Source organism: Brevibacillus fluminis (assembly GCF_052072235.1).
GTDB classification, from domain to species: Bacteria; Bacillota; Bacilli; order Brevibacillales; family Brevibacillaceae; genus Brevibacillus_D; species Brevibacillus_D fluminis_A.
In genome coordinates this window covers 64,657-90,891 of sequence record NZ_CM125436.1, presented here as the reverse complement: position 1 = coordinate 90,891, position 26,235 = coordinate 64,657, and the positions used below count along the sequence as shown (strand labels likewise).

27 protein-coding genes and 1 other annotated feature are annotated in these 26,235 nt (G+C 51.5%); of the genes, 1 reads left to right on the top strand and 26 read right to left on the bottom strand.

Translation table 11 applies throughout. The features are described 5' to 3' along the window. Positions 1-25 precede the first annotated feature (25 nt). The 20 genes from ACTID9_RS00435 to metG all read right to left on the bottom strand — a co-directional run bounded on the left by ACTID9_RS00435 (position 26) and on the right by metG (position 20,931). Entirely contained in the window at positions 26-1,660 is a 1,635-nt protein-coding gene (locus ACTID9_RS00435) for a putative polysaccharide biosynthesis protein (protein ID WP_441069203.1), read from the bottom strand. A 148-nt stretch (positions 1,661-1,808) separates the two neighbouring features. Further along, positions 1,809-2,351 carry a stage V sporulation protein T gene (gene spoVT / locus ACTID9_RS00430; protein ID WP_441072335.1) on the bottom strand — a complete coding sequence of 181 codons (543 nt, stop codon included), beginning with the start codon at positions 2,349-2,351 and terminating at the stop codon, positions 1,809-1,811. A 229-nt stretch (positions 2,352-2,580) separates the two neighbouring features. After that, positions 2,581-3,654, bottom strand: coding sequence for a peptidylprolyl isomerase (locus tag ACTID9_RS00425; protein ID WP_441069201.1), 1,074 nt, complete (start codon positions 3,652-3,654; stop codon positions 2,581-2,583). Between the two features lie 14 nt (positions 3,655-3,668). Continuing rightward, a complete protein-coding gene (gene mfd, locus ACTID9_RS00420) occupies positions 3,669-7,241 on the bottom strand; it encodes a transcription-repair coupling factor (RefSeq protein WP_441069199.1) in 3,573 nt (1,190 codons plus the stop codon). A gap of 125 nt (positions 7,242-7,366) precedes the next feature. Next, on the bottom strand, positions 7,367-7,597 hold the full coding sequence (locus ACTID9_RS00415) for an anti-sigma-F factor Fin (RefSeq protein WP_122920251.1): 231 nt from the start codon (positions 7,595-7,597) through the stop codon (positions 7,367-7,369). Between the two features lie 61 nt (positions 7,598-7,658). Continuing rightward, on the bottom strand, positions 7,659-8,237 hold the full coding sequence (pth, locus tag ACTID9_RS00410; RefSeq protein ID WP_441069196.1) for an aminoacyl-tRNA hydrolase: 579 nt from the start codon (positions 8,235-8,237) through the stop codon (positions 7,659-7,661). 93 nt (positions 8,238-8,330) lie between these two features. Beyond that, positions 8,331-8,954 (bottom strand): 50S ribosomal protein L25, encoded by a 624-nt coding sequence (locus tag ACTID9_RS00405; RefSeq protein ID WP_441069194.1) that lies wholly within the window; start codon positions 8,952-8,954, stop codon positions 8,331-8,333. 80 nt (positions 8,955-9,034) lie between these two features. Next, positions 9,035-9,985 (bottom strand): ribose-phosphate diphosphokinase, encoded by a 951-nt coding sequence (locus ACTID9_RS00400; RefSeq protein ID WP_441069192.1) that lies wholly within the window; start codon positions 9,983-9,985, stop codon positions 9,035-9,037. A gap of 29 nt (positions 9,986-10,014) precedes the next feature. After that, entirely contained in the window at positions 10,015-11,394 is a 1,380-nt protein-coding gene (gene glmU, locus ACTID9_RS00395; protein ID WP_441069190.1) for a bifunctional UDP-N-acetylglucosamine diphosphorylase/glucosamine-1-phosphate N-acetyltransferase GlmU, read from the bottom strand. A gap of 162 nt (positions 11,395-11,556) precedes the next feature. Next, positions 11,557-11,844 (bottom strand): septation regulator SpoVG, encoded by a 288-nt coding sequence (gene spoVG / locus ACTID9_RS00390; protein ID WP_122920246.1) that lies wholly within the window; start codon positions 11,842-11,844, stop codon positions 11,557-11,559. Between the two features lie 112 nt (positions 11,845-11,956). Next, positions 11,957-12,343, bottom strand: coding sequence for a RidA family protein (locus ACTID9_RS00385; RefSeq protein WP_441069188.1), 387 nt, complete (start codon positions 12,341-12,343; stop codon positions 11,957-11,959). A 22-nt stretch (positions 12,344-12,365) separates the two neighbouring features. After that, on the bottom strand, positions 12,366-13,184 hold the full coding sequence (gene purR, locus ACTID9_RS00380; RefSeq protein WP_441069186.1) for a pur operon repressor: 819 nt from the start codon (positions 13,182-13,184) through the stop codon (positions 12,366-12,368). A 57-nt stretch (positions 13,185-13,241) separates the two neighbouring features. After that, positions 13,242-14,120 carry a 4-(cytidine 5'-diphospho)-2-C-methyl-D-erythritol kinase gene (gene ispE, locus ACTID9_RS00375; RefSeq protein WP_441069184.1) on the bottom strand — a complete coding sequence of 293 codons (879 nt, stop codon included), beginning with the start codon at positions 14,118-14,120 and terminating at the stop codon, positions 13,242-13,244. A 230-nt stretch (positions 14,121-14,350) separates the two neighbouring features. Next, the gene (locus ACTID9_RS00370) at positions 14,351-14,542 is read right to left on the bottom strand and encodes a small, acid-soluble spore protein, alpha/beta type (protein WP_122920243.1); all 192 of its coding nucleotides are present in this window, start codon (positions 14,540-14,542) and stop codon (positions 14,351-14,353) included. 139 nt (positions 14,543-14,681) lie between these two features. After that, the gene (veg, locus tag ACTID9_RS00365; RefSeq protein ID WP_122920242.1) at positions 14,682-14,954 is read right to left on the bottom strand and encodes a biofilm formation stimulator Veg; all 273 of its coding nucleotides are present in this window, start codon (positions 14,952-14,954) and stop codon (positions 14,682-14,684) included. Between the two features lie 147 nt (positions 14,955-15,101). Next, a complete protein-coding gene (gene rsmA / locus ACTID9_RS00360) occupies positions 15,102-15,998 on the bottom strand; it encodes a 16S rRNA (adenine(1518)-N(6)/adenine(1519)-N(6))-dimethyltransferase RsmA (RefSeq protein WP_441069181.1) in 897 nt (298 codons plus the stop codon). After that, positions 15,995-16,552 carry a ribonuclease M5 gene (rnmV, locus tag ACTID9_RS00355; protein ID WP_441069179.1) on the bottom strand — a complete coding sequence of 186 codons (558 nt, stop codon included), beginning with the start codon at positions 16,550-16,552 and terminating at the stop codon, positions 15,995-15,997. The genes rsmA and rnmV overlap by 4 nt, the downstream gene beginning before the upstream one ends. 157 nt (positions 16,553-16,709) lie before the next feature. Further along, the gene (locus tag ACTID9_RS00350; protein ID WP_441069177.1) at positions 16,710-17,756 is read right to left on the bottom strand and encodes a ubiquitin-like domain-containing protein; all 1,047 of its coding nucleotides are present in this window, start codon (positions 17,754-17,756) and stop codon (positions 16,710-16,712) included. 357 nt (positions 17,757-18,113) lie between these two features. Next, positions 18,114-18,881 (bottom strand): TatD family hydrolase, encoded by a 768-nt coding sequence (locus ACTID9_RS00345; RefSeq protein WP_441069175.1) that lies wholly within the window; start codon positions 18,879-18,881, stop codon positions 18,114-18,116. 19 nt (positions 18,882-18,900) lie between these two features. Next, a complete protein-coding gene (gene metG, locus ACTID9_RS00340) occupies positions 18,901-20,931 on the bottom strand; it encodes a methionine--tRNA ligase (protein WP_441069173.1) in 2,031 nt (676 codons plus the stop codon). Between the two features lie 50 nt (positions 20,932-20,981). Then, positions 20,982-21,244: a binding site (T-box leader), on the bottom strand. Between the two features lie 429 nt (positions 21,245-21,673). On the opposite strand from metG, the gene ACTID9_RS00335 reads away from it, so the two are divergent. Further along, entirely contained in the window at positions 21,674-21,940 is a 267-nt protein-coding gene (locus tag ACTID9_RS00335; RefSeq protein ID WP_122920236.1) for an AbrB/MazE/SpoVT family DNA-binding domain-containing protein, read from the top strand. Positions 21,941-22,004: 64 nt separating this feature from the next. Here ACTID9_RS00335 and rsmI read toward each other — a convergent pair whose 3' ends face one another. From rsmI to holB, 6 genes are all read right to left on the bottom strand, one after another. Beyond that, entirely contained in the window at positions 22,005-22,886 is an 882-nt protein-coding gene (gene rsmI, locus ACTID9_RS00330) for a 16S rRNA (cytidine(1402)-2'-O)-methyltransferase (protein ID WP_441069171.1), read from the bottom strand. After that, complete coding sequence (locus tag ACTID9_RS00325) at positions 22,864-23,211, bottom strand: GIY-YIG nuclease family protein (protein WP_441069169.1); 348 nt, start codon at positions 23,209-23,211, stop codon at positions 22,864-22,866. The genes rsmI and ACTID9_RS00325 overlap by 23 nt, the downstream gene beginning before the upstream one ends. After that, positions 23,141-23,908, bottom strand: coding sequence for a tRNA1(Val) (adenine(37)-N6)-methyltransferase (locus tag ACTID9_RS00320; RefSeq protein ID WP_441069167.1), 768 nt, complete (start codon positions 23,906-23,908; stop codon positions 23,141-23,143). The genes ACTID9_RS00325 and ACTID9_RS00320 overlap by 71 nt, the downstream gene beginning before the upstream one ends. A gap of 90 nt (positions 23,909-23,998) precedes the next feature. Continuing rightward, positions 23,999-24,394, bottom strand: a complete 396-nt coding sequence (yabA, locus tag ACTID9_RS00315) for a DNA replication initiation control protein YabA (protein ID WP_441069165.1) — start codon at positions 24,392-24,394, stop codon at positions 23,999-24,001. A 41-nt stretch (positions 24,395-24,435) separates the two neighbouring features. Beyond that, entirely contained in the window at positions 24,436-25,248 is an 813-nt protein-coding gene (locus tag ACTID9_RS00310) for a PSP1 domain-containing protein (protein WP_122920232.1), read from the bottom strand. Positions 25,249-25,250: 2 nt separating this feature from the next. After that, the gene (holB, locus tag ACTID9_RS00305; RefSeq protein ID WP_441069162.1) at positions 25,251-26,231 is read right to left on the bottom strand and encodes a DNA polymerase III subunit delta'; all 981 of its coding nucleotides are present in this window, start codon (positions 26,229-26,231) and stop codon (positions 25,251-25,253) included. Positions 26,232-26,235 lie beyond the last annotated feature (4 nt).

The following is a 26,235-nucleotide window of genomic DNA, read 5'->3' as shown; positions in this document are numbered from 1 at the left end:
AGCCTCCTTTTTTCGATTGCCTGTATCAACGAACCAAGCGCAGCTTGGCGAACAGCGCATGAAGTTTTTGCCCTTTTGGCATCAGCTTCAGGTCGTCCCCGGTAATGCCTCCTGTCATCATCAACGCGACAACGTACACGATCCCGCCTGTCCCGACTGCAAACAGTCCAACCAGCGTATACAGCATCCGCTCGCTTGCGATGAATGCCCCGAAGAAATGAGTGGTTACCCATTCGACGACGATGACCAATACCGACATAACCAAGACGGCGATTGTCGGCTTCACGAGGAAATGCTGGACATTCCATTTCATCTCGATATGGCGGCGAATCGCCATCATATTCAAAGCCATTGCGACTGCGTAAGCCAAAACCGTCGCCATCGCGGCGCCCGAAATTCCCCAAAGCGGGATCAACGCCAAATTCAGCACGAGCTTCACGATCACACCGATGAACAGATGGCGGGCAGGCAGCGTCACTTCCCCCAGCCCTTGCAAAATGCCGGACGTGGCAATGCTCAGTGTGGCAAACAAAATGGTGAACGATTGGATGGCCAATGCCTCGTTCCCGTTCGTATCGCCGTACAGCATGATATTGATCGGTTCGGTCAAAAGCGCCAGGCCGAATGAAGCCGGCAGTCCGAGCAGCATGGTGAGGCGGATCGCCACCTCGGTCCGCTTGGCAATCACCTGCATCTGCTTTTTCGTAACAGCCTCGCTGATCGCCGGCACCAAGGCCAATGACAGCGATGTAGCGAAAAACGTACCGAATTGAATCAAAGGCTGGCCGCGGTCGTAAGCGCCCTTGAGCAGCTTGGCCAAATCCTCGGACGTGCCGCTCCACTGGAGCAGGTTCACGACGGTCATGGAGTCAACCAGCGGAATGAGCGGCAGCACCAGCGCACCCAAGCAGATCGGCAGCGCATAGAACAGCAGGCTGCGCACAATTGCCCGGTTGGACCATGTTTGTACGCTCGAAACATGCGCAGCCGCGCTTTCTCTGCTTGTTTGGCCCAAATTGTTGCGGCGCCAGTAAAACAGAAGCACAAAAATTGCACCGAGCGCACCGGGCAGTGCAGCAAATACCGCACCCGTCCCCGCCAAATAGGCATCATGATAAGCGGCCATCATCCAATACGCGGCAGCCAAAATGAAAATGACCCGAAACAGCTGCTCCACTACTTGCGACACGCCCGTCGGCATCATATTTTGCTGGCCCTGGAAATACCCGCGCAAAATCGCTGCAATCGGCACGAACGGCAGCGACCACGCGACAGCCTTCAGCGGCAGCGTCAAATGCTCGTCCCCCATCATCCGCGCAACCAAAGGCGCTCCGAAATAGAGCAGTAAAAAGAAAAAGAGCCCCAGTATCACCAGTGACACGCTTGCAATGCGAAAGGCTCTGCGCGCACCGTCGGTATCTCCCAAGGCTAATCGCTCGGATACAATCTTGGAAATGGCGATCGGGAACCCGGCTGTAGCCAAAATCAGCAGTGTTGTGTACAGCGGGTACACCTGCATGTATACGTATAAACCGATATCACCAGTGATGTTCTGATAAGGTATGCGGTAAAGCGCACCCAGTAGCTTGGACAATAACCCGGCAATGCCCAAGATGGCGGCTCCTTTGACAAAGTGGTTGGAACCTCGTTCGCTTGACATCGTATGTACGTTCTCCTCTCGAACCCGAAACTGCGTACATTATACCACAAGCAAACGCAAAACTCCCAGCAGCCGATGACGAGCTGCCAGAAAACGCGGTTCTGCCTTACACGAAAAAACAGCCCCGCTCTTTTGCGAGGCTGCCTCTTCATTGCTCCATTTGTTTTGCCAGAAAACCGGCTGCGGTTTCCGCCATTTTCATTTCCAGCTCAGCCATTTTCGTGGCTTCGTTTTTGTTGATCAGGATGACCGCACCGATGGGATCTCCGCCCGCCACGATCGGAGCGACGACGAAGGAAGAGTATTGCTCATTCATGTCGCGAATGATCTCGTATTGGCCTGAGTTCTTTTCCAATCGCGTTTTGCGTTCTTCCAGACTTTTTTCCACAATGCTGCCGATCGCTTTTTCCATGTATTCCTTCTTGGATGCCCCAGCAACAGCGATCACCGTGTCTCTGTCAGAAATAAGGACCATATGATTCATGCTTTCGTACAAGGAATCCGCATATTCTTTTGCGAAATCACCCAACTCACCGATAGGCGAATACTTTTTCAGAATAACTTCCCCATCACGATCGACAAAAATCTCAAGAGGATCACCTTCGCGAATGCGCAGAGTGCGGCGAATTTCCTTTGGAATCACCACTCGTCCGAGGTCGTCGATGCGACGAACAATACCGGTTGCCTTCATAGTCATGTTGCCTCGCTTTCTTGAGAAATTATTGTTAGTTGAGGGTTACCTGTATGTTGTCCCAAAAGCCTATATTTAACTATTGATCAACCACTGGAAACTTTGCCAACTTTTTGGTGCTCTCTCCCCCGGCGGTAGTGAGTGGTTATAGTATTCACTGTGAATTGAAGAATATGCGACAAAACGAAAAAACAGGGAATCGGCTGATTCCCTGTCAGTTCTTCCAATATTACTTAGCCGCAGCTGGTTTGACCTCTGGAATGTTCCACTTGGTTACCAGCTTGTCCAGTTCAACCGAAATGAAATTTCCGTATGCCTTATTCAGCTCTTGCTGCTTCATTTGCTCTTTCGCTTTTTCAAACGGTTGTACTTCCCGTTTTTCTACGCGGATGATGTGGTAGCCGTAATCGGTTTTTACAGGCGGATCGCTGATCTGGTTGATCGGCTGGGTCAAAGCCGCCTTTTTAAACTCCGGCACCCAATCGTTCACATTGGCATTTTCGTACAGGCCGCCGCTCTCTTTGCTGCCTGGGTCGTCGGTGTATTCTTTCGCCAGCTTGGCAAAATCCTCGCCTTTTTTCAGGCGCGCGAGCAAATCGTCAGCCAGCTTCTTCGCTTCTTCCGGTTTCCGGCTCTCTGTGGAGATCAGGATGTGACGCACAGAAGCGGTCGTGAACTGGGATTTATCCGCTTTCTCATACGCTTGCTTCAAGGCGTTTTCGTCGATGCCTTTTTCCAGCACGCCGATGGAGCTGTCGATCAGCTGCATTTGCTTCAGCAATTCGTCTTTGGTCAAGCCTTGCTGCTCCAACAGCTTGGTGAAGTTTTCTTCTTTTTTGTCGAGACGCTCCACATATTGCTTTTTGTAGCTCTCAAAGCGCTCTTCGGCCTGTTTCATCGCCGCTGCTTTCATGGTGTCATCAGCGCGATCGTACAGGATTTTGGTTCCGGTATACTGGCGCACATAGTCCTTGATCGCAGCGCTGTCCGCGAATTGCAGCGATGCGCCTTGCTGCGGATTGAGGAAGTTGATCGTCCGCAGGAACGTTTCAAATTCCTTCTCCACCAGCTTGCCGCCTTTGTATTCAGCTAACACCGCATTTGGATCATTGGTATAGGGAATCTTGACTGCTGGAAATTGCGCCAAAACGTCTTTTTTCTCTGCTTCCGGTTTCGCTGCCTCATTGCCGCCCGCTGCCGGTGTGGTCGTCTCCGGCTTCGGTTGTCCAGCGGCTTGGCCGCACCCTGAGAGCAGCGTCAGTGTCAATACGGTGGTCGATAAAACAGCCACGAATTTTTTCATGAATGGTCTCCCTTCTACTGACTGACTCCGAGCTGGTTTTCAATTTGGCCATTGGAGTCTTGTTGCACCTGATCAAATTGGCTGAGCAGTTTTTCAACGATCTTCATGCCTTGATCACTGGTCAACCCTTTTACTTTAACAGTTACAACCAGATGTTGTCCACTCGGCGCCACGGAGACCCCGATGCGACGGCTGTCCTCTCCTGCGATTTCGTAGATTTTCCCCGCATTGATTTTCTTGTTCTGGCTTGGGTCCAGCATCAATTTGATGACGTCCGGGTCCTTTTGGTTAATTTCCGTAATATGGTATTTGAGCGCATAGACACGCAGACGAGAAATGGTCAGCAAGTTCTCCACCGGCTTCGGAATATCGCCAAAACGGTCGCCCAGCTCGTCGGCCAAATCCATGACTTCCTCGAGCGTGGAGGCTGCCACGAATTTTTTGTACATCTCGATCTTTTGCCGGCTGTCCACGATGTACAGCGACGGGATATAGGCATCGAGCTGCAGATTGATCTCCACCGGGGACGTGATTTGCTGACGCGGCTCTCCGCGCAGCTCATCGATGGCATCCTTCAGCATTTGGGTATACATGTCGAAACCGACCGAGTTGATGAATCCGTGCTGCTCCGCACCAAGCAGATTCCCCGCGCCACGGATGGACAAGTCGCGCATGGCGATTTTGAAACCGGAGCCAAGCTCGGTGAATTCCTTGATCGCCTGCAGGCGCTTTTCCGCCACTTCGGTCAGCACTTTGTCCGGCTGATAGGTGAAATAGGCATAGGCGATTCGATTGGAACGACCAACGCGTCCGCGCAGCTGATACAGCTGGGACAGACCCATCCGGTCGGCATTGTAAATGATCAGCGTATTTACGTTCGGGATGTCCACACCCGTCTCAATGATCGTCGTGCTGACCAGTACATCGTAATTCCCGTCAAGGAAGTCGAGGATGATGCTCTCCAGCTCGCCCTCGTTCATCTGGCCATGGGCCACGGCCACTTTGGCGTCTGGCACCAGCATGGACAGCTGCTCGGCCATCTGCTCGATCCCTTGCACCTGATTGTACAGGAAAAAGACCTGGCCGCCGCGGGCGAGTTCTCGCTCAATCGCTTCGCGCACCAAAAGCGGGCTGTACTCCATCACGTACGTCTGCACAGGGAAGCGGTTTTCCGGCGGCGTTTCAATGACAGACAAATCGCGCACGCCCAGCATCGACATGTGCAGGGTACGCGGAATCGGCGTCGCGGTCAACGTGATGACATCGACATTGTTTTTCAGCTGTTTGAGCTTTTCTTTATGGCTTACGCCGAAACGCTGCTCCTCATCGACGATCAGCAAGCCCAGATCGCGGAAAATGATGTCTTTGGACAGCAGCCGGTGCGTCCCGATGACGACATCGACGGTCCCTTCCTTGATCCCTTTCATGGTCGCCGTCTGTTCCTTGCGGGAGCGGAAACGGCTCAACACCTCGACACGGATCGGATAATCGGCAAAACGCTCGCGGAACGTCTCGTAGTGCTGCTGGGCCAAAATCGTCGTCGGCACCAGCACAGCGACCTGCTTGCCATCCATCGCCGCTTTGAAGGCAGCACGGATCGCCACTTCCGTTTTCCCGTAGCCTACGTCACCGCAGACCAGTCGGTCCATCGGACGCGCACGTTCCATATCCGCTTTCACCTCAGCGATCGCGCGCAGCTGATCGGGCGTTTCCTGATACGGGAACATCGCCTCGAATTCACGCTGCTCCAGCGTATCGGGGTTGAAGCCGTACCCTACCGCCTGCTCGCGTGCCGCATACAGCTTGATGAGGTCTTCCGCGATGTCTTTGACGGAAGACTGCACCTTCGTCTTGACACGCTTCCACTCGCTGCCGCCCAGACTGTACACCTTCGGCTCGTTTTCCTCGCTGGCCACATACTTTTGCACATGGTCAATCTGCTCGATCGGCACGAACAGGCTGTCGCCGCCGGCATAGCGGATATGCAGGTAGTCTTTATGGATGCCGAGAATTTCCTTCGTCTCGATGCCCAAATACTTCCCGATCCCATGGTTGATATGCACGACATAGTCGCCGGCTTTCAGCTCCATGTAGTTTTTGATCCGCTCGGCATTGCTCATGTTTTGCTGCACCTTGCGCGCTTTACGCTGCTTGGCGGTGAAAACCTCGCCTTCCGTGACAACGACGAGCTTGTTTAACGGCAGCTCAAAGCCGGTCTGCATGTTCCCCATGATGATGACGGGACGTCCCGGCGGAACCACGTCGACCGACCCAAGCAGCAAATCGGCTTCCATCTCGTAATCGCTCAAGACGCGCTCCAAACGCTTGGCGCGCTCCTGATCGGCGGCGACGAACAAAATCTGGTTTTGCCCTTTCACCCAGCGAGCCAGTTCGCTTTTCAGGACATTCATCTGTCCATGGAAATTCTGCATCGTCCGACAATTAATATTCACAATGTTTTGAGGCTGTGTTTTCGGCGATTGGCGCAGGAACAGCGACAAATACACAAGCGGACGCTTGTGGGACAGGATAACCTCATCATACGTACAGGAAAACGGCAAATTGGCCATGAACTCGCCTTCCAGAATGCGTGCGGTCTGCCACTCGCCCTCTTCCTTCTGCAGCTGTGCCGCCGTCTCCAAGACACGCGACGGCTCATCGATGATCAGCACCGTGTCCTCTGTCAAATAATTGAGCAGTGTCGCCTGCTCCGGATAAATGGCGGATATATAGGTAGACAGGCGCGGAAAGCGCTGTCCTTCTTGCATAAGCTCGATGTCTGCACCGATGTTGTGCAGCACTTTTTCCTTCGATTGCCCCTCTTTGAGCTTCGCCAGCGTTTCGCCAAGCTTGCGCTCCAGTCGGACAGCCGCTTCTTTCAGCAGCTCGTTTGTCAAAATAAGCTCCTTCGCCGGGCCGATCGTATATTCGTCGACTTTGTCATAGGAACGCTGCGTCACCATGTCAAACGTGCGGATCGAATCGATCTCCACATCGAAAAGCTCAATGCGCACAGGCCATTCAGAATCATGCGGAAACAGGTCGATAATTCCGCCGCGCACGCTCAGCTCGCCTTTGCGCTCCACCATCTCCACACGTTCGTAGCCCAGCTCAATGAGCCGCAGCAAAAAGCTGTCGACATCCAGCTCCTGATCCTTGTGCAGCGTGATCTGCGCGTCTTTCCACACATTCTGCGGCACGACCATGCGGCGCAAACCGGCAAAAGGCACAACCAAAATACCCGTAAAGCCCTTGGCTAAACGGTTGAACACCTGTATGCGCTGCGCCAGCATCTCTGGACTGGCTACAGCCAGCTCTGATCCAATCAGTTCATTGGCCGGAAAGAGGAGCACTTGATCAGCTGGCACCAGCTCCGCGAGATCCTCGTACACTTTCTGCGCCTGAAACATGTTATGGGTCACGACGCATAGCGGACGGCCCAGTTGCTGATACAGCCCAGCCATCATGACCTGACGCGCTGAACCAGCGAGCCCGGAGATCAGCTGTTCCTTCAGACCTCGAGCGATTCCCGTCGCAATTGTTCCGAATTGGGAATCTTGTTTAAATGAATTGATAATGACTTGCATGCACCCTAGCTCCTCTCCAACCCTTCTCTCATGCGAAAATAAGCCTTGGCTTAGACAATAAGCCAAGACCTCGTCCGTGCAAGCCGTTTGCGGACATCTATCGCCTATCTCCCTTTGCCTGACGATTACTGCAAAGGACTCCCCACCAACGAAAGCTCCGGATGTTCATTGAAAGCATCGCGGCAATAATCGCAGACGATGCGGATAACCGTATCTCCATTTTGTTCTTTGGATATTATATGGTGGCGTTCTTCAGGGGTCAAGGCATCAAGCCCCAATTGAACTTCCGTCACCATGGATTGATCAAACTCGACAATTTTCATGCCGCAGCAGCGACAAACATAGCGAAAACTCATCTTTTTCCACCCCCGCTTGATACTCCCTAGTATCCCCAAAAGGTGGAAAATCATACGATTGCTATTTGTCGCCCAGCTTGACGGAATGGATGTGATTCATCACCTTGACGAAGCTTTCCTTGAGCCACATGACGCTCGCCTTTGCCGACAATTCAACCGCTTCGGCAATCAACGGCTGCTCGCTTTTGGAAAATTCGCTCAACACGTAATCGCTTACACTCCGGCCAGGCAACGGACGGCTGATTCCGATTTTGGCCCGTTTAAATTCTTGGGTACCGAGATGAGCGATCAATGACTTGATCCCGTTATGGCCGCCGGCGCTGCCTTTTTCCCGCAAGCGGAGCTGCCCTACCGGCAAATCAAGATCGTCGTAGATTACAAGTATATCGTCTGGAACCAATTTATAGAACTTCATGATTTCCGCGACTGACTCTCCGGAGAGATTCATGTATGTAAGCGGCTTTACCAAAAGCACGCGCTCCCCTTCGATTCGGCCTTCTCCAACCAGTGCGCGGAATTTTTCTTGCGCGACTGGGATACCCCACTGCTCGCTAATTTTATCAATGGCCATAAAGCCTACGTTATGTCTGGTGTCTTCGTACTTCTTACCGGGGTTTCCCAGCCCGATGATCACTTTCACGATTTGCTCCCTCCCATTTTTTCTATTGTACCGCATGGGAAACCCACCCGGCTACAGCCAACGCTCGACCGGGTGGTCTCTCTTTCGACTTGCCTATACTTTGTGCGCTTCCTGGGTCTTGGCGGCTGCATCCTCCGCCTGCGCTTTGGCTTCCAGCTCCGCGTCTTGCGCTTCTTCCGATTTTGCCTTAGGCGGCAGAATGCTGATCACGACCTCCATCTCATCGATTCCAAGCTCGATATTTGCTGGAATATGGAGATCGCTCACCAAAATGACATCGCCGATATTGAGATCATCGACGTTGACAGAGAATACCTCCGGAATCTCGTTTGGCAGGCACTTCACCTCGACGCTGTGACGCACCAAGGTGGCTACGCCAAGCTCCGGCGCACCCGTAATCACAATCGGCACGGATGTATGTACTTTTTCATTCATATTGATTTGTTTGAAATCCGCATGAAGCACATTTCCTTTTACAGGATGACGCTGCAGCTCGTACACCATCACCTGATATTGCTGTCCATCAATCTGCAGACTGAATGGCTTGTTCGTCGTCTGATGGCGAAGCGCCTGATCCAAAGCAAGCGCATCCATTTGGATCGAAAGGTTATTCACTTCTTTGCCGTAGACTACGCCCGGAACCATCCCGCTGTTACGCAATCTCAGGTTGGCCCCTTTGTTGCCTGTTTGTCGAACGGTTGCCTGAATCGCTTCCATATGAAAAAGCCTCCTTATAGACAAGCTTGAAGTCCATTCCTTTTCTAGCTTGTCCAGTGGAGGCTTTTTGAATCCATTTTTTAGTCAAACAGTTTGCTTACCGACAACTCTTCATGAACGCGGATGATCGCTTCACCGATAATCGGTGCAACAGACAGCACTTTGATTTTGTCGATGCGTTTTTCTTCCGGAAGCAGGATCGTGTTGGTTACGATCAGTTCCTTGATATTCGAATTCTCGATACGGGAGATTGCTGGTCCGGACAGGACAGGGTGTGTACAGCATGCATAGACATCACGTGCGCCCGCCTCCACCAATGCGCTGGCAGCCAGCGTGATCGTACCCGCAGTATCGATGATATCGTCGATGATGATCGCCGTTTTCCCTTCGATATTGCCGACGATGTTCATGACTTCCGCGACGTTTGGTTCAGGACGGCGCTTATCGATGATCGCAATCGGCGCTCCCAGGCGCTCCGCCAATTTGCGCGCACGCGTAACCCCGCCGTGGTCAGGCGACACGACGCAAATGTCTTTGAGACCTTTTTCTTCAAAGTATTTTGCCAGAATTGGCACACCAAGCAGATGATCAACCGGGATGTCGAAGAAGCCTTGGATTTGGGTTGCATGCAAATCCATCGAAATGATGCGATGTGCACCTGCGGTCTCGATCAGATTGGCAACAAGCTTGGCTGTGATCGGATCGCGGGCACGCGCTTTACGGTCCTGGCGCGCATAACCATAATAAGGAATAACTACGTTGATGCTTTTTGCGGAAGCGCGTTTCAATGCGTCCACCATCACGAGCAGCTCCATGAGGTTCTCGTTGACAGGAGCGCTTGTTGGTTGAATGACATACACGTCACAGCCGCGCACGCTTTCATTCAGTTTGATTTGGCATTCGCCATCGCTGAATTGAATCGCCTTGGCGTTTCCAAGCGGCAGTCCAATATGCTCCGCGATTTCTTGGGCGAGCTGCGGATTTGCGTTACAAGTAAAGACCTTCAGTTTCGGGTCGCGGTAGTTAGCCATTATCTTAAAGAACCTCCCGTAATTATTCCTTATTTCTTTGCTTTTCGCGGCATTTTGGCCGCGTAGCCAAGCTTATTGGTTTGCCGTTCACGCGCGATTGCCAGCGCATCTTCAGGCACATCCTGGTTAATGGTGGAGCCTGCAGCAACATAGGCATTGTCGCCGACCTTCACAGGCGCGACCAAGTTGGTGTTGCAGCCGATGAAGGCGTTGTCGCCCACGATTGTCTTGTGCTTCTTCTCGCCGTCATAATTGACGGTAATGGAACCGCAGCCGATATTGACATTATCGCCGATTTCAGCATCGCCCACATAGCTCAGATGAGGCACTTTCGATCCTTTGCCGATCTTGGCGTTTTTCAACTCGACAAAATCGCCGATTTTTGCGCCGGCGCCAATGTGAGACTGCGGACGCACATAAGCGAATGGCCCTACGTTCACGTCGTTTTCGACCACCGAGTCAACCAGCACGGAATAGGCGATTGATACACCGGCACCAACCTGAACATTTGTTAAATCCGCTTGGGGACCCAGCACAACATCTTGCCCGATCACCGATTTGCCGCGCAAATGCGTGCCCGGCTGAATCACGGTATCTTGACCAATCACGACATCTGCTTCAATATAGGTCGAGCTTGGATCGATAATGGTAACGCCGTTTCTCATATGATGCTCGTTAATCCGTCTGCGCATATAGGCCTCGGCAAAAGAGAGCTGCACGCGGTCGTTTACGCCCATTGTTTCGTCCGGGTCCGCCGCTTCAAATGCCAGCACCTTCTGCCCTGCCTGGCGCAAAATTTCTACGCAATCGGTTACATAATATTCCTTTTGCGCATTGTCATTTTTGACCTGGCTGATCGCCTTGAGCAATTGTTCATTATTATAACAATATATGCCCGTATTTATCTCACGGATCGCCCGTTCCTCAGGGCTCGCATCCTTCTGCTCGACAATACGAACGACTTCCCCTGATTCATTCCGTACAATACGTCCATACCCGGTCGGGTCAGGCAGCACAGCCGTTAGGACCGTTGCTGCAGCCTGCTGTTCCAGATGGTAATCCAGCAGCTCTTGCAGCGTCTCCTTGGATAAAAGCGGTACGTCGCCGTATAGCAAAAGCGTCGTTCCTGTCTTTCCCGTCAAGAACGGAATCGCCTGTTGGACGGCATGAGCCGTTCCCAATTGTTCCGCTTGCAGCGCATACGCGACGGAATCCCCCAAGGTTTCCTTGACTGCATCTGCACCATGGCCTACCACAACGACAACATCCTTCACCTGCATGTCCGCCAGCGTATCAACGACATGTTGCACCATCGGCTTTCCGCAGACAGGGTGAAGGACCTTATACAGCTTCGACTTCATCCGTGTTCCTTGACCAGCAGCAAGAACCACGGCATGTATATTTGACATGGTAACCCTCCAGCATATAAGTTCCACAATGACTATATCTTAATCGTATGTTGTTTTCAAGAGAAGTTTGACGGGCAAACGTTCGGGAAATGATCATATTTGCGAAGATGGGCTACCTGTCGGCCGCAAAAAAAAGCACTCCGCGGAGTGCCTTTTTTCATGTTATGCGCCTGCTTCTACTTTTTCTTCTTCTTCCAAACCAACGCGCTCATATTCATTCAGGACAGCCGCTTGTATTTTCTCACGAGTGGCAGAGGAAATGGGATGAGCGATGTCACGGAATTCACCATCTGGTGTGCGCTTGCTCGGCATTGCGACAAACATGCCGTTGTTGCCATCAATCACGCGGATATCGTGAACCACGAATTCGTGGTCGATCGTAATAGAGGCAATCGCTTTCATTCTTCCATCCGTATTGACACGGCGGAGTCGTACGTCTGTTACTTCCATCATGTTCACTCCCTTTATCTGTATAAGGATGTAGAAGTATTTCCACATGATGGTTAAATATTCCTTCTCTGGTTCCGAAAATTTGTAAAAAAAATAAAAAATATTTTTCCGGTTATTTGCCCAGGTACGCGACGATTTCGATCTCAACCAAAACGTCTTTCGGCAAGCGCGCTACTTCTACGGTAGAACGTGCAGGGCGATGGTCGCCGAAATATTCGCCGTACACCTCGTTCAGCTTGGCAAAATCGTTCATATCTTTGATAAAGACAGTTGCTTTGACGACGTCGCCGAGCGACAGGCCTTCCGATTCCAGCACGCCTTTGATGTTGGAAAACACTTGGTGGGTTTGGACGGTAACGTCTCCTTCAACCAGAGTGCCGTCCGGACGAAGCGGGATTTGTCCGGATGCAAACAGGAAATCCCCTGCCTTTACCGCCTGGCTGTAAGGTCCGATCGCTGCTGGTGCATTTTCCGTTGCAACATACGTAAGCTTACTCATCAAAAATCATCCTTTCCCTCTATTATTGAAAGTAACTGCCCAATTCGATCTGGATGTGTTTTTCTTTGATGTCAACTTCGTTCAGTTTTGCCAGTGATATGTATTCGTCGACCAAGCGCTCAGAAACATCCGCTGTTTCTACCATAACACCGCAGCCGACAACGGTCGCACGGAATTCTTGCAACAGATCGATCATCCCGCGAACGGTTCCGCCCGCCTTCATGAAGTCGTCGACGATCAGCACCCGGGACTGTTCTGGCAATGCGCGGCGAGCCAGCGACATCGTCTGGATTCGTTTGCTCGAGCCCGATACATAATTGATGCTCACGACGGACCCTTCCGTCACTTTGTTATCACGACGCACGATCACGACAGGCACATTCAAATAAGCAGCCGTTGCGTAGGCAAGCGGAATCCCTTTGGTTTCCACCGTCATGACAACCTCTACATCCTGGTCGGCAAATGCGGTCGCAAACAGTTTGCCGATTTGAGCGAGCGTGGTCGGATGGCCCAAAATGTCGGACATGTACAAATAACCGCCCGGCAAAACGCGCTCCGGCTTTGCGAGCTGCTCGATCAGCGTTGCCATGAACACCTTCGAATGCTCTTGATTGACCTGAGGAATATACTTCACACCGCCTGCTGCACCGGCTACCGTCTTGAGTACACCGACACCTTGGCTTTCGAAGGCTTCCTTAATGATCGACAAATCCTCGCTGATCGAGGATTTTGCCGAACCGTATTCCTCTGAAAACAGGGTGAGCGGAATTAAGGTGTGAGGATGAGCGAGCAAGTATTGCGTCATATCGACCAAACGCGCACTCCTGCGTAATTTTTTCATTTCTCTTCCTCCGAAAATCCGAATATTATGATGTTAATTTAACACTTATGTGCGGAATTAGGCAAGTACCTTAACTTCTGCCCCACCTAACATTCGCGCTACGTACACTTCTTTCACGAAACCGCGCAGCGCATTGTAGATTCGGTGCACCTTTGCTTCCTTTTGCACAAGCGCAAAAACGGTCGGACCGCTGCCTGACATCAACACGCCATCGGCTCCGGAGGCGAGCATTAATTCCTTGATCTGTCGTACTTGCGGATAGCGAGAGAGAGTAACCTCCTCGAGCACGTTGCCAAGCGAGCTGCACATCAAGCCAAAATCTTGCCCGGCGATGGCACGCACCATATCTTCCGTGCGCGGATGCGACTGGATGCGATCTACCGCCAAGTTTCCATATACATCTGCCGTCGATACGCCGATCGGCGGTTTGGCCAACACCACCCAGCATGGAACCGGCGTCGGAAGCGGCGTCAACTGAACCCCTCTGCCGCGAGCCAGGGCTGTCCCTCCGTACACGCAAAAAGGTACGTCAGACCCGATCTGCGCCCCAACCTCTGCCAGCTCATCCAGACTCAAACCCAAATTCCACAATCTATTCAATCCGCGCAGCGTTGCTGCTGCATCGCTGCTGCCGCCTGCCAATCCTGCCGCGACGGGAATCTGCTTATCTATGTATAAATGTACGCCCTGCGAAACATTGTACTGCTCCTGCAAAAGCTGCGCCGCTTTATATGCATGGTTTCTCGAGTCATCCGGCACAAAGCTCGCCGAACACTCCAATTGAATTCGTCTGTCGGACAAGAGCGTCAGATCGATTCGATCTGCCAAGTCCACAGTGGTCATCACCATTTCCACTTCATGATAACCGTCAGGCCGCTTGGCCAGCACGTCCAAGGTTAAATTGATTTTTGCCGGCGCCTTTTCGGAGAACTGCACTGGACGTTCACCCCTGCCTACTTTAAATAATTGTGAGCTTTCTCCTGATCTGTTCTAGTAGTCCATTGTATCATAGGGAGAAACTGCCTGCTACTAACCTAAAAGAAAAGCTACTTTTTCAAATTCTCTTTACGAAAACCTGCTTTCATCAGTATCTCCCATGTTGCTGGAAAACGTACCCCATCCCGGCTGTACAATAGAAAAAAGCCGGGTTTCCCCAGCTTTCTTATTTAACGAGATGAATTGGAATTTTGATTGGCCAGCGCTTCCTCCGCAATCTGGATTGCCCGCTTCACGAGGTTTCCGGCGTCGCGTGTGGTAATGCCGCCCCACCCTTCCTTTTGGACGGTGTCATAAATTCCTAAATCCTTGGCGATTTCCATCTTAAACTGATCGGACATGATGCCGCGTCTGCGACCCATCTGAACAGCCCCCTTTTCTCGTTAAACAACCGTAGTATGCGCCAAAATGCTATCCCTCACTCCCGCGCCCAAATGTCGCTTCTTTTCAAACTTCCGGATTATTCGTTCACAAATGAAAAAACAGCAGAGCCACTAGGCTCTACTGTTGGATGTAGGTGATGCGGATATGTTCTTGTTCACGACAAACAGTAAGCTCAACTGTTTCCGTCAGGATGTCAGCGTAACTGTAAGAGACCCTTTCAAAAAGTTGATCATCGTCCAGCTTTACGATAAAAACAGATGGGTACGTTTCTTCGAGGATGCCTGATCGCTCAACGGTCTTACGGCGGCCGCCATTCGCCTTGAGCATGATGCGTTGACCAATGTGCCCGTCCAAACAGCGTTTAATATCAAGTAACGCGTTCCTAGCCATTTGTTTCATCCACCTCGCTTAATCCTATTGTAACAGCTCCTTACTATTTTGTCAAACAAATTTAAAATTATAGCAACGAAATTGAGTTTTTGTCAACGGTCATTTTTGCAAAAACCATGCTGTAGCTTGTCGATTTTTTCATATTTTTTAACTATTTAGGTGCAATCCGGTACGGACAACTTCATTTGCCAGCTTTGCATACTCGTCTAATGAAAGCGTTTCCCCTCTGCGTGCGGGATCTATACCAATCGAATCCAACAGCTGTATTACTGCTTCCTTTTGATCTTTCCTAAACAGATTGTGCTGCAAGTTATTCAGCAACGTTTTGCGCCGCTGGGCAAACGAGGCTTTGACCACCCGGAAAAACATCGCCTCATCCAGGACATCGACGGCGGGCTTCTGGCGGATCGCCAGCTTGATCACGGCAGAGTCGACGTTGGGCTTGGGCACAAACACGCTGGCAGGCACGATCATTTCCACGCTTGCTTCTGCATAAAACTGCGCAGCCACGCTGAGCGACCCGTAATCCTTCGAACCGGGCTTGGCCGCAATTCGCTCCGCCACCTCCTTCTGAATCATCACGACGATGTTCTCGATCGGCAGCCGCTCCTCCAGCAGCTTCATCAAGATCGGTGTGGTCACATAGTAAGGGAGATTGGCGACGACGCTGAATTTGTCATAGCCGGCGAATTGCTCGCGAACGACTTGGTGCAAATCGAGTTCAAGCACATCGCCATGCACGACGCTGACATTGGAGTATGGCGACAATGTATCGGCGAGGATCGGCAGCAAGCGCTGGTCGATCTCTACCGCCGTCACACGGCCTGCAGCGCGGCACAGCTGCTCGGTCAGCGCGCCGATGCCCGGGCCGATCTCCATCACCGCTTTGTCCGCGTCCAAATCAGCCGACTCTACAATGTTATGCAAAATATTGGTGTCGATGAGGAAATTTTGTCCCAGGCTCTTTTTGAAGGTGAACCCATGGTTCGTTAAAATCTCCCTGGTTCTGGTGGGTGTAGCGATATCTTTGAGCTTCTCTGTCATGGCCGATCTCCTTTTTCGCTGTTCAACGCGGCTACTGCCTGCAAAAAGTCTTCTTTGCTGATCTGAAAAGCATTCAGCCGCTTGTGCATCTGTTTGACGTTGGCATAGCCGATCCCAAGCAGTTCGCCGAGCTTCAGCCGGCGCGCTTTGGAATCCGGTCCTGAGGAAAGCCCCGCTTCCACCAGATCCTCGAGAGATATCTCTCCCTCCGATTCGGTCATTTCCGTTCGCAGCTCGCTTAACGCCTTGATGATCGTCGCAGGCGAGGCATTCTCCACCCCGATATCGCCGTTCTTGGTGCCGTCCTCTTGCGTAATAAACGCGTGCTTTATGCCCGGTACCGCCCGGCTGATGATTTTGCGAATGCGCTCTCCCTGATAATCCGGGTCGGTCAGGACGATCACGCCCCGCTTTTCCTGGGCCAGACGGATTTTTTTCAGCACCGTTTCATTGATCGCAGAACCGCCGGTCTCGATCGTATCGGCATTGACGGCACGCTTGATGGCGACGGTATCGTCTCTTCCTTCGACAACAATCATTTCTTTTATCTTCATGGACGCATTCTCCCGTAAGGTTTCTTCCAGTATTTTATCCAAAAAAGAATACCATATCGATTTCAAAAACAAAATGTTTTACTTGGAATCGCTTCGCCATTTCCGTTATGAATAAAAAAAGACAGGGGATCGCCCCCTGCCATTTGCACAGCATTCATTATTCCGGTTTCTTTGGTCCAATGATGTAGACGACTTTCCCCCGCTTCAAGCCAAAGCGCCTCGCTTCTGCTTCACTGCTCAGAAAAACGTCAATCTTATGACCATTTACCGAACCGCCTGTATCTTCGGCCCGGCGATAGCCGATGCCTTCAATGTACACCCACCAGCCCATCGGAATTACGCTTGGATCGACTGCAATGGTCCGCCCAGCCTCCGCTTTGTGCCCGGATGCGGTATGCGTTCCGACATCTGGCGAATACGCGGTCAACGTAACGCCTTTCAATACGCTGTGAGGTCTGAAATTCTTGCCTCCGCGCGATACGAGCGATGCCGCCACTACGGCCTGGCTCCGCGGCTCCGCGCTGGCAATCGTCGCTTTCATCGTCCCTACTGCGACAATCCTGTCTTTTTTCGGGGTAATCACGTCACGCTTGACGAAATCGCGTGATACTTCCTTGCCATCCTTTAAAACGACCTTATACTGAGAAATCGCTTTTCCTTCTTGCCCTTCTTGCATGACTCGTGTCTGCCCTTTTGCCAACGTGTCGTCGGCTTTGCGCATCTCCTGATAAGGGACGCGTTCTTCCGTCTGCACCATCTTTTCATCAATCCGGGTAATCTGAATGGGCGAATCTTTGGTTATGCTTGCTGATTGAGCAGGTTCTACCTGATCCTTTGGCCGAACAGTAATCCCAGCTTCCTGCAATACATCCGCAACTTTCCGCTTTAACGTATGTATCACTTTCGTTTGCCCATCAACGTGTACGGGCACATCCCAGCTCGTGTCTAGTTGTATCGTTAGCGCGTCTTTCAACTCTGTCGATATCGTAGGTGTCAATGAATCCTGATCCGTGTAGGATATGTGCTGCTCAGCGAGAAAATCCTGAACAGTTGCTGCGTGTGTTTCATACGTTTTCGTAACGCCATCTACCACAAGCGTTACTTGCTTTGGCTGGTTGCTTAGGATCACGAAGTAGCAAACGGCGGACAACACGACCAGACCCAGAGCACCGAAACCGGCTATTATTCGAGCCTTACGCGTCATCCAAAACCTGCCTAACTCCATTCCCCACACTCCTTTACAAAAAATATGAAACAAAGCAGGATTGATTTTATGCTACTTTAGTCTTTTTGTCAAATTGACATATGCTGACGATAAGCATATTGACAAGACATTGGGCAGCATTTTTGGGAGAATCTTGAAAAGTTAAGATACACCTTACCAAAGATTTTCGGAAAAAACTAGGCCCTTTCTGTCGACCATATTTGTCGATCCTCTCTTTTTGTTCGACAATTCCAACAATATGCAATGCATCTCACCGCTAGAACGGCGAATATACTAGTAGAGAGAAAAAAGGCACCTATCCCTGCTCGGAATAGATGCCTTTGTAGGTGTTTTCCCTTATGGCAACCGGAACAATCGCTTTGCATTTTCCGTCGTAATTGCCGCCATTTCCTCATAGCTTTTTTCGTGCAGACGGGCCATTTCTTCGCAAACGAGTCGGACGTATCCGGTTTCGTTCCGCTTTCCGCGATACGGATGCGGCGTCAGATACGGGCAATCCGTCTCGACCAGCAGACGGTCGAGCGGCACCTTCACCGCAACCTCTTTCGGTACCCGCGCATTTTTGAAGGTCAGTGGGCCGCCGAACGAAATGTAAAAGTTCATGTCCAACGCCATTTTTGCCGTTTCCCAGCTGCCAGAGAAGCAGTGCATGATGCCACCCACTTCTTCCGCCTTTTCCTCACGCAGGATCGTGATGATGTCCTGGTGGGCATCGCGGTTATGGATCACGATCGGCAGCTGCAGCTTGCGGGCCAAGCGAATCTGCTTGCGGAACACCTCAGCCTGGACATCTTTCGGCGAGGTGTCCCAATAATAATCCAGCCCCATCTCACCCAATCCGACCACTTTCGGGTGGCGGCTCAGCTCTTCCAGCCAATCGAGATGCTCGTCGCGGAAGTCTTTGGCGTCCTGGGGATGCCAGCCGACAACACCATAGATGAAATCGTACTTTTCCACCAGCTCCATGCACGTCGGAATCGTCTCTGCATTGAAGCCGATGTTGACGATCGTGCTGACGCCGTTTTCGCGGGCCCGCGCAATCACCTCGTCCTGATCCTCGGCGAATTCAGGCGCATTCAAGTGCGCATGCGTATCAATAAGCACAGCTTTGCCCTTCCTTTCCTTACTTCACGATCGCTCCGTTCGGCATGCTTGGATCAACCGTGCTCAATGTCAGTTGATCGCCGACAGATGCTGCCAAAATCATTCCTTGCGACATTTCGCCGCGCAGTTTGACAGGCTTCAGATTCGCCACCACGATCACTTTTTTGCCGACCATTTCTTCCGGTGTGTAGTATTTGGCGATTCCCGACACGACCTGGCGCTGCTCATAGCCGAGATCGAGTTGAAGCACAAGCAGTTTGTCTGCGTTCGGATGCTTCGCGCAAGCGGTGACTTCAGCTACCCGCAGCTCAACTTTACCGAAATCGTCGATGCTGATTTCTTCTTTTGCATCCTCCGGTTTGGCTGCAGCCTTTGGTGCCTCAGGCGCGCTTTCCGGAGCCTTTCCTGCGGCCAACGCTTCCTGCTTCTTCTTGTTCTCTTCCGCCTGTTTGCGCGCTTCTGCCGTCGAAGCGTCGATGAACTCCAATTCCTTCTCCACATCATATCGCGGGAACAGCACTTCATCGCGGATCACGCGGCTGCCTGCAGGCAGGGCGCCCCAGTCAGCTGCCGATTCCCAACTGTGGACTTGCGTTTGATCGGCGATGCCCAGCTGACGCCAAATTTTTGCCGGCGCCTTGGTCAAGTATGGCTGCAGCAGGACGGACACGATCCGGATGCTTTCCGCCAGGTTGTACATCACCGTGCCGAGGCGTTCGCGGTTTTCTTCAGATTTGGCCAGGTTCCACGGCTGCGTCTCGTCTATGTATTTGTTTGTACGGCTGACCAGCTCCCACAAATGGGTGAGCGCATTGCTGAAACGCATTTCTTCCATATGCTCCTCAACGAGCGGTTTGGTCTTGCGAGCCAGCTCGATTAACGAATCGTCGAATTCGCCCGGCTGTGTCGGCTGCGGAATAACACCGTCAAAATATTTCTCGATCATGGCAACGGTACGGCTGACCAGGTTGCCCAAGTCGTTGGCCAGGTCAAAGTTGAGGCGCTGTACGAACGTTTCTGGCGTGAATACGCCATCTTGGCCGAATGCGATTTCGCGCAGCAGGAAGTAACGCACGCCATCGGAGCTGTAGCGGTCGATCAGGAATTTCGGATCGATGACATTCCCTTTCGACTTGGACATTTTTCCATCCGGCATGAGCAGCCAGCCGTGGCCGAATACTTTTTTCGGCAGCGGTTGATCGAGTGCCATCAGCAAAATCGGCCAGTAAATCGTATGGAAGCGGAGAATGTCTTTGCCGACCAGATGGATGCCCGGCCAGTAGCGCTTGTACTTGGAGTCGTCCTCCGACAAATAGCCGAGAGCGGAAATGTAGTTGGTCAAAGCATCGATCCATACATAAATGACATGCTTCGGATCGCTCGGCACCGGGATGCCCCAGTCAAACGTACTGCGCGATACGCTCAAGTCCTGCAGCCCTGGCTTCAGGAAGTTGTTGATCATCTCGTTGCGTCGCGATTCCGGTTGGATGAAGTCCGAGTTTTCTTCAATATATTGAAGCAAGCGGTCCTGGTATTTGGACATGCGGAAGAAATAGTTTTGTTCTTTTACCTTTTTTACTTCACGGCCGCAGTCCGGACAGAAATAGCCTTTGTCCGTCTTCGCCTGCGTTTCTGTCCAAAACGCTTCATCCGGCACGCAGTAATAGCCTTCGTATTCTCCCAAATAAATATCGCCTTGATCCAGCAAGCGTTGGAAAACTTTTTGTACAACATCCTTATGGCGCTGCTGCGTGGTACGGATGAAGTCATCGTACGAAATGTCCAGTCGATCCCACAGATCGCGAATCCAGTCGACAACCGGATCGATGAATTCAAGCGGTTTCAGTCCTTCGGTCGCTGCGCGTTCTTGCAACTTTTGACCATGTTCGTCCGTCCCTGTTAAGTAATACACATCGAATCCGCGCAAACGCTTGTAGCGGGCCATCGCATCCGCTGCGATCGTGGTATACGCATTTCCGATATGGAGCTTGTTGCTCGGGTAATAAATCGGTGTCGTAATGTAATACGTTGGCTTTGAAGCTTGTGACATGAAAAAACGCCTCCTTACGTGATGGGTAAAATAAAAAAACAGCCGATCCCCATTGGGACGAGCTGTTATCTCGCGGTACCACCCAAATTTTCCGTCCTTTCGCAAAGACGGACTCGACAAGTCACTACGGACCCTCCTGTAACGCAGGAATACGTTGCGCGCTTACCGATTGCAGCTCAATGCTGTGCTAGCTGCCGGCTCACATGCAATAACTCAGGGGCCATCTTCAGCTGTCGTCTTATGCCGGCTTTCACCTGACCCGGCTCTCTTTTGATAAGACTGCCAAGCTTACTCTTCCCGTCATCGTCATTTGTGGTCATATCGGGAAAAACATTACAGTTTTTATTTTACACGAACTTTTGCCTTTGTAAACGCAAGATGCACAGACTTTCATCCCAATTTTCTTGTCGAACGAACAAAAATATTATTCGACAAATCGTGTCGAATCGACAAAAACATACAAACCTATTTTTTATAGTAAAATACCTTTTATTGAAAAATCCGCCCCCTGTTAAATCATCTGCTATAGACAGCGAATAACCTGATGAGTTATTGTAGTTATCAAAACTAACGAAAAGATAGCGCAGATAGGAACATCCTAATATTCTAATAACTGTAAATAATATATTGACACCTTTGGGAATCGTTGGTATGATGAAAAAGAAGTAAATTGTCGAATATTGACGATAAAAAGAGTAAGAGATTTTCATAAAACATTGCTACTTTAGGGAGGAGACAAAAAATGTTGAAATCTACTGGGATTGTACGTAAAGTTGACGAATTGGGTCGCGTGGTGATTCCAATTGAACTCCGCCGCACTCTGGGCATCGCTGAGAAAGACGCTTTGGAAATTTTTGTTGATGGTGAGCGCATTATCCTGAAAAAATATGAACCTGCATGTATTTTCAGCGGCAACGCAGAAGACTTGGTTTACTACAAAGGCAAAATGATCAGCAAAGAATGCGTCCGCGAACTGGCTGAACTGTTGAACGAAAAGGCTGTAAAATAAGCTTTTCACATAGAGAAAGACCGCCAGCGCTCCCTTTTGGGACAAGCGTTGACGGTCTTTTGTTTCATTCTTCGCTGTGGTACAGTTTGTACACTTCGCGCTTCGCCATACCTCTGTCATCTGCAGTCGTCTTGATCGCGTCCTTTGTTGTCATGCCGTTCGCCACATAGTGCTCGACATGCTCGTTCAAGGTCATATCGCTCCACCATACGTCCGCTTCCCTGACAGGCTCGAGCGTTTCCGTAACGCCTTCCACCACGATGCAGAACTCGCCTCTCACTTCGCCGGACTCTACCCAATCAAGCAGTTCGCCCAATGTCCCGCGCACGAACTCCTCATACCGTTTCGTCAATTCGCGCGCCAGTACCGCTTGGCGTTCTCCCCATACTTCCCGCATGGCACCGAGCGTTTTGGCAATCCGATGCGGCGCTTCATAAAACAGAAGCGTTTCGGGGTAGAAGCTCAACCGCTTTAACTCCTTCTCCCGCTCCTTTTTGTCGCGCGGCAAAAACCCGACGAACAAAAATCGCTCTGTCGGCAGCCCTGATGAAATGAGCGCAGACAGCGCCGCATTCGCTCCAGGGATCGGTACGACCGCATACCCTGCGGAAACCGCATCGCGCACGAGATCCGCGCCCGGATCTGAAATGGCCGGAAGCCCCGCATCGCTGACCAGCGCGATCTGCTTGCCCTCAGCCAGCCATTGCAGCAGCCCGTTGCCGCTCGTCTCCTTGTTATGCTCATGATAGCTGACCAACCGTTTGTCGATTTCAAAGTGATTGAGCAGCTTGCGGGTTTGACGAGTATCTTCGCAAGCGATCACATCGACCTCTTTTAATGTATTCAACGCCCGAACGGTCATATCGTCCAGGTTGCCGATCGGTGTGGCAACCAGATACAGCACGCCGCTCTGCCGCTCCTTTTCAAAGCTTTTCTGCACTTGCACGCCCACGTGTGCCACCTTCCTTTATCAACCATTCCTTTTTTTCGCGGCTCAGCCTCTTGATTGCCTCTTCACGGCATAGCCCCCAGGAACGGTCGCTGCCTTCCTCCAAATAGACCAACTGAAACGGACCGCGGCCGCGGGTATATTTCGCCCCTTTGCCTTCTTCATGCTGGCGCAGCCGCCGCTTTGGCTCCGTTGTGTATCCGGTATAGAGCGATCCGTCTGCACAAAGCAATATGTAGACAAAATGCCCTTTATGCAAGGGAATCTCGCTTTCCGTAATACATTTCGTACAATTCCTCACAGTATTCCTCTCCCTGCTCATACACCACCAGCGGCGGCTGAATTCGCAGCTCCGGCTTCCCGCCTTTCATCCCTTCGATCAGCACCATGTTTGGCTCGGCGTCGCGCCGGGGATGAACCAGACGCATTCGTTTCGGCTCTACATCGTATTGGCGCATCAACGTAATAATATCGATCAGGCGCGTCGCCCGATGCACCAGCGCGATTTTCCCCCCGTTTTTCGCCAGTCGGCTGCTGACCCGGATGACATCCTCCAGATTCAGCAAAATCTCGTGGCGGGCAAGCGCCTTGTGCTCATTTATGTTTTTTTCGCCGCTGGTTGCCGGCATATAGGGAGGGTTGCACGTAATCAGGTCATAGCAGCCATGCCCCAACAGCTCTACGGCGTTCTTCACATCGCCATGGTGCAGATGAATTCGGTGTGAGAGGCTGTTCAGCTCCATATTCCGCTTGGCCATATCATACAGTCTTTCCTGAATTTCAACGCAATCGAACACGGCCTCTGGCGTTCGCGTGCTCATAATCAGCGGAATCGCCCCGTTCCCTGTGCACAGATCGACCACTTTCCCCCGCTTCGGCACAGAGGCAAAGCGAGCCAACAAGACTGCATCCATGGAAAAGCAAAAGACTTCATGGCTTTGGATGATTTTCAAATCGTGGGTCAATAAATCGTCGATACGTTCCGTTTCGTACAAAGGGACTTGCCTGCTTGCTTCCATCGCTGCTCTCTTGCTCCTTTTTCCTCTTGAATGATCCGCTATTTGAAAAAGCGACCTGCCTTTACACAAAGGTCAGGTCGCGCTACTTGCTTACTTATGGTTGCTTCCTCCGCCGCTCAAGAGCGAGAGGCAAAACAGGCAATCTTCCTTTTCTTTACGGAGGCTGCCGAAATGCACATTGCAAATGTGGAAGCCTTCCGCATACAGCCTGGCCAAGTTATCGTAACCTTCGCCAACCACTTTTTGCTGCTTCGACAGCGTGGCGGCGGCATGGGTCGCCGTTCTGGACGGTTTGCTTGTCTGTGCGCGTTGTGTTGGCTGCTGCTTATCCAAACGGTTGCGCAGGTGTTCGTTTTCTACAAGCAATTGTCCGTTTTCTTCTATCAAGGCGACAACGACATCTGTTAACTCGCCTATTTCCCGATACAAAGCGCCGATTCTCTCTTCGATACTCGCCATCTTGACGAAGATATCACGTCGATCCACTTCTCCACCTCTTCCCCGCTTACCGATCGTCAAGCGTTACTTTAGCCAACCGCATATCCGGTGGTAATTTCGTCGAGGGAAAACTCCATGACACGGCCTGCTTCAAACAGCTCGACCTGCACCGAATTCTCAAGGATGTTGACGCCCACTACTTTGCCAAGCCCCATCGGCGTTCCGACGCTCAGCCCGATTTCCGGCATCTCATCCTTGGTGCCTTCATAATTATCGTTTTCGTACTTCAAGCAGCACATCAAGCGGCCGCATAACCCGGAGATTTTCGCCGGATTGAGCGAAAGGCTCTGGTCCTTCGCCATCTTGATGGAAACAGGCTCGAAATCGCCCAAAAAAGTGGAGCAGCACAGCAAGCGACCGCAGGGGCCGATCCCTCCGAGCATTTTTGCCTCGTCGCGCACGCCGATCTGACGCAGTTCGATTCGGGTGCGGAACACGGAAGCCAAATCTTTGACCAGCTCGCGAAAATCCACGCGGCCATCTGCAGTAAAGTAAAAGATGATCTTGTTCCGGTCAAAGGTGTATTCGACATCGACCAGCTTCATCTCAAGATTGTGCTCTTTTATTTTGGTCTGGCAAACGGAAAAAGCATTCTTCGCTGCTGCTTTATTTTCATCGACCTGTCTTGCGTCCGTTGTGTCTGCAATGCGGATGACTTTCTTCAGCGGTAGAACGACATCGGTATCCGCCACTGTCTTGCGTCCAATCACGACCTTGCCGTACTCGATCCCTCTCGCTGTCTCCACAATCACGTGCTGGTCTTTCTCGACAGGAAGTTGTTCAGGGTCAAAATAATATATTTTGCCCGCCTTTTTAAAGCGGACGCCTACGACCTCATACAAGGTTATCCCTCCTGGATTTGGAGAACCAACCGCTCAAACGCCAATTGAGGATTAGCGTTACGCTCTATCCGATTTCTTGTATCCATGACCAACTCGATTCCATGCAAGAGCTCCGACTTGGTCCAAATCAAAGCTTGTCCTTGGAGCACATCCTGTTGGTCGCCATTAATGAGACGCTGTTGTCGGCCCGCTTGCACGTACAAGATATCGCGCAGCCAAAGGATGAGCAAATCCAGAAAGAGGGGCAGTGCCTCCTTAAATCTATCATGCTTCAAAAACAAATCTTGTATGGTAAACAGAGCCTGTGAATTGCGCTGTTTGAGTTCCTGCGTCAATTGTATCACTACATTTCTTAGCTGTGCAAACCAATCTGATTGGCAAAGCACACGCGCCTCGTCGAGATTGGCAGTGATCTGGGAAGCCACTTGCGCCAGACCCGATGCGATTCCTTCCGCTATCAACCTTTGCGTGATCACTTCCGGCTGCAGCGGGGCAAACGAAATGGTTTGGCATCTTGATAGAATCGTCGGCAGAATCGAATGCGCATTCTCCGTCAAAAGCAACGCGACGACGCCTGCCGGCGGCTCTTCCAAAAATTTAAGCAAACTGTTGGCTGCCTGCACCGTCATTTTATCGACATGCTCGATCACGTATACTTTGTGCGACGATTCGACGGCCCGCATCGCCATCTCTTTTTGCAAAGCCCGCACTTGATCAATTTTAATCGAAGCACCATCCGGTGAGATATAGTGAACATCTGGATGATTCCCTGCGTCGATGCGGCGGCATTGGACACACGCGCCGCAAGCGTCCGCAGAGAGATTGACACAAAAGATCGCTTTTGCCAAATGGAGGGCGATTCGCTTTTTGCCGACACCCTTGGGGCCGGCGAACAAATACGCATGGGCCAGACGGTCATGCCGCAAGCTTCCCGCCAGAAGATCGGCCACACGCGGCTGCTCCGTAAATGAGTCCCAAGTCATGATT